This is a genomic window from Leptospira sp. WS58.C1, assembly GCF_040833995.1.
GTDB classification, from domain to species: Bacteria; Spirochaetota; Leptospiria; order Leptospirales; family Leptospiraceae; genus Leptospira_B; species Leptospira_B cinconiae.
Map to the genome: position 1 here is coordinate 2,973,498 of NZ_CP162137.1, position 13,290 is coordinate 2,986,787.

Annotated in this window: 11 protein-coding genes; 8 read left to right on the forward strand and 3 right to left on the reverse strand. The window is 41.6% G+C overall.

Annotated features, from left to right (window positions below; all coding sequences use genetic code 11):
• Positions 1-63: 63 nt before the first annotated feature.
• From AB3N61_RS13595 to AB3N61_RS13610, 4 genes are all read left to right on the forward strand, one after another.
• Positions 64-969, forward strand: a complete 906-nt coding sequence (locus tag AB3N61_RS13595; protein WP_020770324.1) for an LIC10647 family lipoprotein — start codon at positions 64-66, stop codon at positions 967-969.
• The gene (gene mnmC, locus AB3N61_RS13600; RefSeq protein ID WP_367897844.1) at positions 966-2,906 is read left to right on the forward strand and encodes a bifunctional tRNA (5-methylaminomethyl-2-thiouridine)(34)-methyltransferase MnmD/FAD-dependent 5-carboxymethylaminomethyl-2-thiouridine(34) oxidoreductase MnmC; all 1,941 of its coding nucleotides are present in this window, start codon (positions 966-968) and stop codon (positions 2,904-2,906) included. The genes AB3N61_RS13595 and mnmC overlap by 4 nt, the downstream gene beginning before the upstream one ends.
• Before the next feature lie 15 nt (positions 2,907-2,921).
• Entirely contained in the window at positions 2,922-4,787 is a 1,866-nt protein-coding gene (locus AB3N61_RS13605) for a RecQ family ATP-dependent DNA helicase (protein WP_412758375.1), read from the forward strand.
• A gap of 105 nt (positions 4,788-4,892) precedes the next feature.
• Positions 4,893-5,645: a hypothetical protein gene (locus tag AB3N61_RS13610; RefSeq protein ID WP_367897845.1), complete on the forward strand. Its 753-nt coding sequence runs from the start codon at positions 4,893-4,895 to the stop codon at positions 5,643-5,645.
• Here the strand turns inward: AB3N61_RS13610 and dinB are convergent, their stop codons facing one another.
• Together dinB and AB3N61_RS13620 are read right to left on the reverse strand one after the other, a co-directional pair.
• Entirely contained in the window at positions 5,646-6,749 is a 1,104-nt protein-coding gene (gene dinB / locus AB3N61_RS13615; RefSeq protein WP_020770428.1) for a DNA polymerase IV, read from the reverse strand. It abuts the gene before it with no gap.
• A 42-nt stretch (positions 6,750-6,791) separates the two neighbouring features.
• Complete coding sequence (locus AB3N61_RS13620; protein WP_367897846.1) at positions 6,792-7,436, reverse strand: ComF family protein; 645 nt, start codon at positions 7,434-7,436, stop codon at positions 6,792-6,794.
• A 368-nt stretch (positions 7,437-7,804) separates the two neighbouring features.
• On the opposite strand from AB3N61_RS13620, the gene AB3N61_RS13625 reads away from it, so the two are divergent.
• A complete protein-coding gene (locus AB3N61_RS13625) occupies positions 7,805-9,013 on the forward strand; it encodes an LA_0442/LA_0875 N-terminal domain-containing protein (RefSeq protein ID WP_367897847.1) in 1,209 nt (402 codons plus the stop codon).
• Between the two features lie 6 nt (positions 9,014-9,019).
• Here the strand turns inward: AB3N61_RS13625 and AB3N61_RS13630 are convergent, their stop codons facing one another.
• A complete protein-coding gene (locus AB3N61_RS13630; protein ID WP_020770418.1) occupies positions 9,020-9,682 on the reverse strand; it encodes a TetR/AcrR family transcriptional regulator in 663 nt (220 codons plus the stop codon).
• Positions 9,683-9,832: 150 nt separating this feature from the next.
• Here AB3N61_RS13630 and AB3N61_RS13635 point away from each other — a divergent pair, with 150 nt between their 5' ends.
• The 3 genes from AB3N61_RS13635 to AB3N61_RS13645 are packed head-to-tail and all read left to right on the forward strand — an operon-like array spanning position 9,833 to position 12,638.
• Complete coding sequence (locus AB3N61_RS13635; protein ID WP_020770501.1) at positions 9,833-11,299, forward strand: aspartate aminotransferase family protein; 1,467 nt, start codon at positions 9,833-9,835, stop codon at positions 11,297-11,299.
• Between the two features lie 29 nt (positions 11,300-11,328).
• The gene (locus AB3N61_RS13640) at positions 11,329-11,985 is read left to right on the forward strand and encodes a class II aldolase/adducin family protein (protein ID WP_008594098.1); all 657 of its coding nucleotides are present in this window, start codon (positions 11,329-11,331) and stop codon (positions 11,983-11,985) included.
• Entirely contained in the window at positions 11,982-12,638 is a 657-nt protein-coding gene (locus AB3N61_RS13645; RefSeq protein ID WP_020770354.1) for a class II aldolase/adducin family protein, read from the forward strand. The genes AB3N61_RS13640 and AB3N61_RS13645 overlap by 4 nt, the downstream gene beginning before the upstream one ends.
• Positions 12,639-13,290: the final 652 nt, after the last annotated feature.

Genomic DNA, 13,290 nt, shown 5'->3' on the forward strand with positions numbered 1-13,290 from the left:
CCGGTTTTGAAGCCCAAGATCATAATCTTCTGCCTATTTCTAATTCTATCATCCTGTAAAAGTATGAGTGGGATTTTAGACTCGATCATTATTAATGCGGGTGCTGAATATACTGCCTTGGATTTTTTTACCCACCCCGCAAGTGTACAAGGGATCCCGGTTAGTAAGTTTACTGCTCCGGGTTCAGACACGGATTCAAGCGTGGTCAGTCGGGATTCCACTACGACTCGTGCTTTCTATTCTATCGGCTCCGTGCCGAGCAGGATCCCAGGTACAAGGGATATCAAAGGATTTTTTTCCCTTTTAAGCGGGCTTGCCTGGTCCTTCAACCTAACTTCCCCCAGAACGTATAGAGGAAACCTGATCAATTATCCGGACGATGGAAGACATTACCTGGCATTCGACGAATATGTTTCCAACCAACTATTCCCCCTTCCCCCTCAGTTAGGAAGAAATATGGAATACACCTACGAAGATTATCAGATGTATTTCACACTTTATCTAGGTTATTATGAAGGGAAGAATGTAAACTTCGGTCTTGGCCCCATATACGGCCTTGCTGTCTATCGAATGGATATTATAGAAAGAGAACAAAGGATTTCCAGTGTCAAAAATCAACTTCAAGAATTAAAAGGTCTTCGTTTATTATTTGAATATAATATAGGACAATATTTTCCGGATACGATCCTATATAACGCCTACGTGTTTTTGGAGATCACAAGTTTTGGTGATTTGGACGGGAAAGGACTCAATATCAGAAACCAGGTGGCAACTGCGAACGGATTGCCTGCGCCATCTCTTTATATGAACATGACTACCTACAGGATGGGAGTCAGAAAAGAAATACAACTATCCAAAGAACCTCATAAAAAAGAAGAAGGACCGGCCTACCCTCCTTTACGAAATCTACCTTCAGCAGGTCTTCCCCCTAAGGAAGATACTAAAACGGATACGGAAAATCCCGGATGATAGACTGGAAAGAAAACGGCACTCCCGTTTCCAGAGAATTCGACGATATATATTTTTCTCCGGAAAACGGGTTGGAAGAAACCAAACATGTTTTCTTGAAAGGTAACAGATTAGAGGAAAGATTTTCTTCTTCTCAGACACATCACGCTTTTTCCATTTTAGAATTAGGATATGGAACAGGTTTAAATTTTTTCGCAGCCTGGCAGCTCTGGAGAAATTGCAAAAATAAATCCGACTGCCGAGTTCTAAGATTTACTTCATTCGAAAAATATCCGTTAGAGTCGGATGATATCCGCAGAGCAATCTCCGCTTTTCCCGAACTTTCGGATCTGCTGGAATTATTTTTACGAAAATATAAAGTACTAATACCGGGATGTAATACTTTTCTATTCGAAACGGAAAATCTGATATTGGACTTATGGATAGGAGATGCAGTCCAATATCTTCCGGAGGTTTCCGGAAAGTTCGACGCATTTTTCCTAGACGGATTTGCACCTTCTAAAAATCCGGAACTCTGGGGAGAAAATATCGCCCTTCAGATCAAAAAACTTTCCAATAAAAACGCAAGTTTAGCAACATTCACAGTGGCGAGACCCGTTAAAGATAGTTTAAGTAAAGCGGGCTTCACTCTTTCTAAGATCCCAGGTTATGGCAGAAAAAGAGAAATGCTGATCGGAGTTTACCGATCTGATCCGGAACCCGACCTAAATCCGCTCCCATTTTTCGGAAGAGATTATTCTTCTTATAAAATCCCACAAAAAGTATCCGTGCTTGGCGGTGGACTCGCAGGAGCGAGCATTGCGAGAGCGCTTGCCTGGAGAGGAATTCAAGTAGAAGTCTGGGACGACCACGATGCGTTACGCGCATCTTCAGTCCCGATGGCAGTCTCACATCCTCATATCACCAAAGGGGAAACTCCTACAAGTTTATGGACTTTACGTTGTCTCGGAAATTCCATCCGTCGTTATTCCGATCTGCTTCCTAACGGTTCCTACCGAATCTCAGGCACGGTACAACTTTCCGGAGAAGATCTTCCTTGGGACAGATTGGAAGAGGGAGTAAGATCACATTCCTTATCTAAAGAATTGGCGGATCTAAGACCGGAATTGGATAAAGATTATCCCGAAAATACAAAAGGTATCTTTTATCCTTCCGGCTTCTGGACGGATACTCCTCTTCTCAACGAAAAACTTTTAGACCATCCGAATATTGTTCTAAAACGAGGAAAAGTAAGTTCGATCTCTTACGAAAACGAAGAATGGAGTTTATTCTCCGAGAATAAAAAGATCTTAAATAAAACGGAGGTTTTAATCTTAGCAAATTCTTTCGGGATAGAAAGTGTATTACAAAGTTTATGGGGAGAATCTCCCTTCTCCATTAGCTCCGTACGAGGACAATTGGAAATATTAGAAGATTCGAATATAGAATCCGAAAAGGATCCGATCCGAGTGGGAGATAAGTATCTCACACCTTCTAAAAACGGGATCCGGGTCAATGGTTCCACATTTAATGAATTCGATTTAGATCCGGATCCAAGAAGTAAGGACGCGGAAGAAATTTTAGGATACTCCCAAAAGACATTCTTAGGGTTAGATTGGGATCATATCAAGGTTCGCTCCGAATTCGTAGGGATCCGATCCCAAACACCGGACCGATTTCCGATCCTGGGCCCGGTCCATTCTCCGCAACTTTTTCGAAAAACATACTCAGGTATAGGGTTGCCTAAAAATCGAAAGAAAGAATTCCCTTTTTTAGAACCGCAAAAAAACCTGTATGTGTTCGGCGGTTTGGGATCCAGGGGAGTTCTATCTTCCCTATTGGGAGGGGAAATTTTGGCGGAGATTCTTTTAAACGAACCGTTATCCATCGAAAATAGCTTGTACTCCGCGCTACATCCCTCAAGATTTCTATACCGTAAGATCCGAAATCAAGAATAAGGAAGAAGTTTCAACTTGTCCGCAAATACTGGAACAGTCTCCTCTTCGATAGAGGATTGGAAAAAGATCCTACATACCCATTTCGGATTTTCCCAATTCAGGCAAGGCCAATGGGAGGCAGTCCAAGCATTATTGGAAAAAAAGGATGTGCTCGCCATTCTTCCTACAGGCGCCGGAAAATCACTCATCTATCAATTACCTTCCTTCGCAGAGTCAGACTCCCTTACCGTAGTAATTTCTCCGTTGATCGCCCTTATGAAAGATCAAGTGGACGGTTTAAAAGCGAGAGGTATACAAGCAGCCTATTGTAATTCCACTCAAGACGATCTGGAACAAGTCAGGGTTTTATCTTCCGCAGCAACCGGAAAAATTAGAATATTATATATTTCTCCCGAACGAGCTGTCTCTCGCTCTTTCTTAAATCTGTTGCCGAAACTTCCGGTAAGTTTAATGGCGGTGGATGAGGCACATTGTGTTTCCCAATGGGGACATGATTTTCGTCCAGAATACAGAAAACTGCATACATTACGTTCCTATTTGCAAGGAGCAACTCCATGGGTGGCACTGACCGCGACCGCAACAGACCGGGTTAAAAAAGATATCTCGGACAGTTTAGGATTAAAAGACCCATTACATGTGCAAGGCACCTATGCCAGAGAAAATCTAAAATTTTCGGTAGTATATCCCGACTCGGAACGAGAAAAGGAGAATCTACTTTTAGAAATATTAGAAAAAGGGAATTTTCATAGATCGACTTCAGGTAAGGTGATAATCTATTGTTCCACTCGTGCTAAGGTGGATGAAATTTTTGAACTTCTCCGCAAATCCGGATACAAAGTGGGAAAGTACCACGCAGGAAGGACCGACTCCAGCAGAGAAAAAGCCCAAGAAGGTTATTCATCCGGAAAAACGAATATACTCGTAGCTACAAACGCTTTCGGAATGGGATTGGATAGTCCGAATGTAAGACTTGTCCTACACTACCAGGTACCTTCTTCTTTGGAGAGTTATTACCAAGAAGCGGGAAGAGCTGGACGAGACGGTAAAAATTCGGATTGTGTATTATTTTTTCTCCCAGGCGACTTGAGCGTCCAAAGTTTTCTTTTATCCAAAGAAGCAAACTACAAGGGAGGAGAAACCTTACTCTCTCATGTTAAATCTTACGTAAGTTCACCCGATTGCAGACAAAAGATCTTATGCGAATATTTCGGAGAAAAAATCTCCAACTGCGGGTCCTGCGACACCTGCGCGGACTCTACAACTTCTCATACCGCTAGACTAGCTTATACGGAAAGAGAAAGATTAAAAGCGGAAAAGAAGAAGGAAAAAGAATCCCATATCTTCGATCCAGACGAGATCGAATCGGTAGAAGGACTCTTGTCGGAATATCCCGCAAAGTTCGGAAAAAAGATCATCGCAGGCACCTTAAGAGGAGCGAAATCCAAGGATATACTTCGCAGAAGATTGGATAAGTCCAAATATTATTCTTCTTTAAAGCACGTGCCGGAAGAATCCATTCTCAAACTTTTAGAAGATTGGCAGAGGACCAAAAAACTTTCGGTTAAGGGAGATAAATATCCTAAAATTTACCTGACTGCATTCGGAAAACCTAAAATATCAAACGAAGATCCGGAAAAACCCCGTAAAAAAGCCCAACTTACGGGCGACAAACTCATTCTAAACGAACTAAAAAATTTCCGAGACCGGATCGCAAGGCGTAATAAATGGAAAAAGTTTATGGTTCTCCAAAATCCTGTACTTGCCAGGATCGCCTCCCAAAAACCCGAAAATATGGACGATCTAATGGCGATCAAAGGAATGGGGGAAGCGAAAGTTAGGCAATATGGAAGAGAAATTTTAGCTATTTTAGAGAAGTTTTGATCTTCATATCTCTTTTTATTCTAAAAATCGCCTTGCATACAACGTAACGATTTTCTAATCTGTCCAGCCAATCCGGTCCTTCTGATTTTATAACAGGAAAACATTATGTTTCTCATCCGTCTTATCTTTCCGTATTTTAAGGTTTCTAAAACCAAGGCCTTGAACGAAATTAATACTTGGCTCCAAAGTAAAGAGATAAAGGACTCACTTCCGGCTACCGATTATATTCCTTTCATGGATAATCTAGCTTTCCAACAATACAAAGATAGGATCTCAAAAAAAATGGGAGTTCCTGAATCCGAATTGGAAGTTTACAGATCTACTGAAAGGACGAAAATTATTTACAGACCTTTTTTTATCCTCTTCTTCATAGGGATGTTCTATCTTGGCATCAACTTATTTCTAGAGATCCGGCCTTATCTAGGAAAATCCAGATTGGAAAAGCCGTTTATAGAGAACCTCCTTCCTTCCGGAAAAACGGAATTAGTGGAGATGGAAGGATCCTTCTGTAGATACATGATCAATACCTCATCCGAAATTTCGGAGGATTATTTGTATATAGGTTGGTATCTGTTCAGCATAGGTTCTATCTGTACTTTTTTGGGATCTATTATGGATTCCAAACATCACGGGATCTTGAAAATCGCCTTACCTTTTGTGGGATTGTTCATTTTAAGTATAGCCTGGAAAATATTCGATAATTCTAAATTAGCTAGTCTCGCCGCAGGAAGATCAATGTTACATTACAACGAGGAAAAAGATTCCGACAAAAAATGTAGGCAAGAATGGGCGAATCTAAGACAGGGAATCGCAAATTTGGTACCGTCCGGGATAGAATCAGGAGATGGTCCTAAATAATCAGAAAAGAGAAGGAAATAGGTCCTCTTCCTCCTCGGACTTGATCCGGGAATGGTTAGAATTATTTTCCGGATGAGAGAGACTTAACCCTAAAAGACGGATCGGAAAAACCGCTTTACCGGATCCTAATATAAATTCTTCCAAAAGTTTGGATCCGATGCGATACAATTCGTTTTTATCGAGATAAGAATAATCCTCCGTAATACTTCGGGTCTTTTGTGTGAAGTCAGAAAATTTCACTTTGAGGGTGATCGTTTTTCCTGGAAAAGGTTTTTGAAGAAGTCTTCTTTCCAATTCTTCCGCTATGTCCGCAAGTTCTCTGAATATTTCCGGACTATTTTCCAAGTCTTTTGGAAAAGTGGATTCCGCGCCTAAGGATTTTCTTTCTCGATAAGGTTGTACCGGCCTATCATCCAAACCTCTACAGACCGCATAGAACCAGCGCCCCGATTTCCCGAAATTTCGGTCCAACGTCTCCAGACTTTTTTCTTTCAGGTCCTTACCATTTTTGATCCCAAGTGCATGCATTTTTCTTAATGTAACTTTTCCGATACCGGGAAATACGGATACATCCAACGATTCTATGAATTTTTCCGCTTGTTCCGGACGAACGATCGTCATACCGTTAGGTTTGTTTTGATCGGTAGCGATCTTGGCTAAAAACTTATTGATGGAAACTCCTGCTGAAGCGGTTAACTGAGTCTCTTCAAAAATCCTTTCTCTGATCTCTTTTGCAACCTGACTTGCATAGGGTATATTTTTCTTATTTTCGGTGACGTCCAAGAATGCCTCGTCCAAGGACAGCATTTCCACTAGGTCGGTGAATTCTAAGAAGATCTCTTTAATCTTAGAGGATACTCTGCGATATGCCTCGAAACGAGGAGTCACAAAGATACCCGAGGGACAAAGTCTAGCCGCTTGGGAGCAAGGCATAGCGGACTTAACTCCGAATTTTCTAGCCTCGTAACTTGCGGCACAGACAACTCCTCTCGAATCGGGAGGACCTCCCACAATGATAGGCTTGCCCCGATAATCCGGATTGTCCCTTTGTTCTACGGAAGCATAAAATGCATCCATATCCACATGCAGAATTTTACGAACCATCTCTTGTTATCTATACTAAACGGATATATAGATTAGTCAAGTTTAATCCGACGTCCTAAGATACGTTAAAACATAGACCGACTTCGTACCATTCTTCCTTAGGATCCTGCTCGCTTCGTTCACGCTCGCTCCGGTAGTAAAAACATCGTCCAATAAGAGAATTTTAGAAGGACAACGATCCTTCCAATCCGATTTGATTTCCCAGGCGGAATACGCATGAAAGAATCTTTCCGAAAAAGTTTTACCCGCCTGTCTTTCCGGGCTTTTCTTCAACAATGGTTCTATTAAAGGGATTTTTAATATTCTTTTTGCCTCTTCATACAATCTGGCGCTAGGTAAGAATGGCCTAAGGGACGGATTGAAAATTTTGTTACCTGAATAGCTGGGAAGAAGTATGCAGGCATCCAAGTCTAATGCCCTAAGTCCTCTTAAAACCTTTCGTATTCCTAAAGAAAGAAAAATAGAAACTGGATATTCGTTGTTTGCCTTAAGTTTATTCAATATTTCCGCCAAAAGATCGTTTCTATCACGGAGGCTGAACGCCTTAGTAAAGAATATATTTCTGGAATCGCAGAAACCGCAGATTTCGGATGAATTAGTCAAAGGAGAAGAGCATACATTACATCTGAAAGAGGGTTTAGAATTCCGAGAAGTCCGAACACAACTTTTGCAAATACCGATCCGCAATGAGAAAAAATCTTCTCTGTCGCAAACCCCACAATGCAAGGGGAAAAAGAAATCCAAGAGCCGAAAAAAGATTAAATATCCCATAAAATGAACGGGTTTATAATCCGTATTTTGGCGCGTACTTTTTTCCCTATTTGTGGTAATCTCCAAGACCGAACAGTTCCCTTATTTCCCCCACCCCCATTCAATAATAATCGAAGAATTAGCGCATCTCTTATCTCTAACCATTTAATAAGTTATTGCTCACCCAACTAAGATTTGCTCTAATAGCCAGCGTTATGGGAAGCTCTAACATAAGAATTTACTTATTCATCCTTTTATTAGCTTTGCCCATGGCCGCACTGCTTGCAGAACATCAGACTATCTATATGAGAAACGGTCAAATCTTGCGAGGAGACGTGATCCAACAAACCGCCACCACGATGCAGATCAAAATGGAAGACGGAAAGATCAAACAACTCAACAAGAAAGATATCCAAAGAGTTAGTTACAAAGAGCCAACCGTCCAAGAAAAGAAAGAGTCGGAAGAAAAATTAAAACAACAAACTACAGTTGTAGAAGAACCTCCTCCCCCAGCCCCTGAACCGAGCAAAAAACCGGAAACAGACAAAACAACTAGCCCTTATACGATCGATCAAGCAGACAGAAAGGATCTAGAGATCTACTTCGGAGCAGGAATGGGTTCTTATCGTCCTCCTACTGAAAATTATACGGGTCGTATGAGTGCAAAGATCAACACCCTAAACGGCATTCCTACTCAAGTAGACGATTCCGCCTATGAACGTGGCCTTGCTTATAGTATGGGGGCGATCTATTATTGGAAAAAATTCGGATTCGGATTAACTGCAAATCACTTCGGCGGGAAAACGTCGGAAAGAATTACTGTATATGGAGGAAATTCCTTCCTTCAGGAAAATAAAGGAACGTTTCCTGAAAAACAAAATTCTTTAAAGTTAGACATTTCTTACTTAGCCTTCAGCAATCAAAAATTTGATATAAGACCTAGTTTTGGATATTCGCAGTTTTGGGGTAAAACTGAGGATAATAACAGTACCTCTAGCGATTATTTTGCGAACTTGTTACTTTCTGTGACCAAATTTAATTATAATTTTCTGGAGATCTTGAAAGGACCTTCGATAGGGGTAAAAACAACAATTCGTTTGGGGGAGAAATGGGAGGATAGGATCGAACTTCATTATTTATCTCTGACCGGTATTCAGTACGCGGCCGCAGTTGGAACGGCAAGCTCTATAGATGGTTCTTTTTTTGATTATTACCGATCCGATCTGATTACGACTTGGACTGCAAAAGGATTCAATTTTTCGAATAAGCTATTCTATCGCTGGACTCCTACAATTTCTTTCTGGGTAGGGATCCAATTATTCGAATGGAAGTATACGGTAAATTCAATGGAACAAAGATTTCAAGGGCTAGGAGATGCGACATCTCCACCTCCAATAGACATAGTCTTCCTCAGTAATTTTTTGATAGATGCAACCGCAAAATCCACACCGGCTACTAATAGAGCGTCTTCTTTGGAGTTCGGAGTGATGTATAGAATGAATTTCGCACGATAGCTAAGATTACTTCTTTTCCAACGCCCTTCGAATAAAAGACATCATTCCTTTTACGACCTTCTCATCGTTATCGAAATCTTTTCCCAAATATACTTTCATTCTTTCGCGATAATACTCGGTCGCATAAGAAAATTGGAGTATCATAAAAAGATTATCAATGCAAAAGGCGAAAATTTTCTCGTCTACCTCTTTCCCGATAGATCCGGACTTTTTCGCATCCGCCAATAAAGAAGTATAAACTTTAGCGGAAACACTTTCCATATCCGAGGAAAGTCCTCGGATCAATTCGGAATTCCCTTCGGCAGTGATCTCATTGTATAAACGAATGATATCTCTATTCTCTCTGGAATGTTTTTGGATAATTCTTAATATTCTTTCTATCTTACCGAAAAGGTCGCTATCTTCGCTAAGGACTTCTTCCAAGGTTTTTTCCAGCTGATGTATCCCGTAACCTACAGCTGTAAGAAAAAAATCCTCTTTTGTATCGAAGTATTTGTACAAAGAGCCAACGGAGATACCGGCCTTCTTTGCGATAATATTCGTGTTCGCATTATTGAACCCTCGGTTCGCAAATTCTGCAATCGCTACGGAAAGTATCCTGGTCCTTTTTTCTTCCGGGATCTTATCAAAAGTATCCCTATTGTATTTTGATGAGATAAATTCGGTCACTGTACTTCCCTATATTTACTACCTAAGCGGTTCTTAAGCTCCGGAATACGGAAAAAATCCTCGAAAGCTTCTTTTCTGTATTTTCTAGTTGACAGTGAGTGAGTATTCACTCACTGTCAACCTATATTCCGCAAAAAAAGGAAAAAGGATATGTCTACCGGCTTCGCAATTTCTCAATACCCAGACGTAAAAGGGGTTTATAAACAACTTCATGACCTGATTCGCCAGCCAATTCGCTCCATTAAGAAGAATGAAATGGAGAAATACCTTCAGGAATATTTCGAAAAAAAATGCTCAAAGTCCAAGACCATGATCGCGGAAGCCTCGGAGTATATCCCCGGCGGCGTGCAGCATAATCTTGCTTTCAACTACCCCTTCCCTCTTGTTTTTACTAAAGCTTCCGGAGCACATTTATACGACTTGGACGGGAACAAATACATAGACTTCCTACAAGCCGGCGGTCCTACCGTGTTAGGAAGTAATCCAACGAATATTCGCAAAAAAGTGGTACAACTTCTAGAAACCACAGGACCTGTGACCGGCTTATTCCATGAATACGAGTTAAGACTTGCGGAGAAGATCGTTGAGCACATGCCTTCTGTGCAGATGTTCCGTATGTTAGGATCCGGAACGGAGGCTTGTATGGCATCTATCCGTGTCGCTAGGCTTGCCACTAAAAAGAAAAATATCGTGAAGATGGGAGGCGCGTATCACGGTTGGAGTGATCAGCTTGCTTACGGACTCCGTCTTCCGGGTACCAGACATTTTGAATCGCACGGAATTCCGAAACATGTTTTCAAATATACCCAAGAATTCTATCCGAACGACCTAAACGCATTGGAAAGAACCTTAAAAAGAAACCGCTGGAGAGGTGGTACTGCTGCAGTTATCCTGGAGCCGATCGGACCGGAAAGTGGAACTCGCCCGATAGATATGGACTTCAATAAAGGAGTCAGGGAACTTTGCGACAAATATGGAGCATTACTAATTTTTGATGAAGTTGTTACCGCATTCCGTATCGGTCTAAGCGGGGCGCAAGGTTACTACGGAGTTACTCCCGATCTAACCGTATTCGGTAAAGTGGTAGCCGGTGGTTATCCTTCCGCAGGAGGATTAGGTGGGAAGAAGGAATACATGAAGTATCTTTCTGCAGGACTCCAAACCGGTGTCAAAAAAGCTTTGATCGGCGGAACTATGGCAGCGAACCCTCTCAGCTCTGCTGCAGGTTATTATACTCTTTTAGAGATCGAAAAACAAAAGGCCTGTGAAAAAGCAGGAAGAGCGGGAGATAGGATCACTGCAGGTTTACAAAAACTAATTAAGAAGTATAATCTACCTTTCGTAGCATTCAATCAAGGTTCTATCTGCCACTTGGAAACCGTCGGAACCATGCTTTTAGAGATCGATATCAAAAAATTCTGGAAGATCAAATCCACGATCAAAGAAGCTCACACTCGCAAAAAAGCGATGGAAGAAATGGGAGCGGCTTACATGGCGGAAGGTATCGTTACTTTAGCAGGAAGCCGATTGTATACGAGCGCAGCCGACACGGACGCAGTCATCGACGACGCTTTAAAAAGATTCGAAAGAGTTTTCCAAAAAGTCGAAGGTGTATAACCCGTAGGTCCGCTGAATAGGAGAAGAACATGGAAATAGATAAGGCCAAAAAAATCGTTCGAGATACCGGGATCCGACTTCTTAAGTCGGGTCTGATCGCAAGGACTTGGGGAAATATCAGCCAACGTATCGATGAAAATTATTTTGCGATCACTCCAACCGGCAGGACTTATGAAGATCTAACTCCTGAGGAGATCGTACAGGTAAACATCGACGACCTAACTCATATCGGAAAGATCAAACCTTCCTATGAAAAAGGACTCCACTCCGCAGCTTACAAACTCCGTTCGAACATTGGTGCAGTTATCCACACTCACCAGCTACAGGCAGCGGTGGTTGCAGCCGCTAGAAAGGATGTCCCTGTGTTAAATCCGCAGATGAAAAAGATCATCGGAGGTCCGGTGCTTTGTACCGACTATTCTCTTCCTGGAACCAAAAAATTGATCAAGATGGCAATCCATGCATTGGATAAATCCGGAAGTAAAGCGGTACTATTAGCAAACCACGGAACCCTTTGTGTTGGAAAAGACATGGAAGATGCATTCCAAGTCGCACTCGAATTAGAACGAGTCTGCCAGCTATTTATAGAGAAAGAATTCTTAAAAGTTTCCGGTTACAAAAAAGGAGACAGGGATTCCATTCGTTCTTGGTATCTCAAAAACTACGGATTGGTAAAAACAGCATGAAAGCGCCTGATAGCCCGATGGATCTTCAAAAATTTCTGCCTCAATTAGTGAAGGAAGGAATTTTAGCGAAGAACGGATGCGCCAGTGTTAAGATCGGAAAAAGTATCTGGATCACTCCAAAAAAATCGGATCTAAATACGATCGGCAAAAAAGCGAAGAATGCGCTTCTGGAAATTCCTTTGGAAGAAAATCAGATCTTTCCGAAAGATATCCCGGACGAAGCTCCACAACATCTTTCTCTCTATTTAGCAAGACCTGAATTCAACGTTATCGTTCATTCCACTCAGGAAAACGTGATGACATGTTCCATGGCAGGAGAGACCGTTCGCCCTTTCTTGGACGATATGGCTCAAATTGTAGGACCAAACGCAAAAGTTGTGCCTAACGCAAACGATGAAAAAGGGCTAAAAAAGATCATCTCCGCTATAGGAAGAAGGAACGCAGTGTATCTCCAAAACGCCGGAGCTCTATGCGCCCATAAAAGTTTGGATGATGTGCATGCTGTATGTATGGTTCTGGAAAAAGCAAGTAAAGCTTTCGTAGAATCTCGTATCCTAGGGGGTGGAAAACCTGTTCCTTGGTTGGAAGCGGAAGCAATCCGATTCGTATATCAAAGAAAATACTCAAAACAAGCGGAGAAAAACCGAGGATAGAAAGCTCTTTTGTGGACTCGCGCTAAGAGCAATCTACAGTAGGTTTGGTTTAGCTTGCGGGCGGCCCCGCCCTATTTGGGTGGGGGCCGGAGCGTAGCGGTGGAGAAATTTACACTCCGCATCTCCCCTATCATAAAACTCGATCTTCCGCAACTAAAATTTGCCATTCTAAGTTTGTTGGAATTCCAACAAACGAAACCAAAAATTATTCTTTTCAAGCAGATCCAATTCTTCTGCAAACTCGTTCTTTAAAAATCCGTTCGTCTTAATAGAGTCTTTAACCGCTTGTTTACCTCTTCCAAAATTGTATTCTTCATTGCATAGTGGCCGATTAAAAATTTAGATAATACCTAAAGAATACCTAACCGAAAGGATTCTTTACAAAATCTTCTTTCCGTTATTTTTCGTTTAGTATTCACAACATGCAACACGGGATCTATCGACTATCTTGAATTTGTAACCGCCTCAAAGAGGAAATTTTCGCATACGATCTCAGTCGATTAATCATTCGGAGAGACTTTTTCTAAGTGTATATTTTTTTCTACACTTGGCGCATGACCATTCAGATCAAACAATCCGAATGTCGGTCTTAAAATCGTCATTCTGATACACGAAGGTTGACTAATCTAACGAATTTTCACTCGTATTTTCT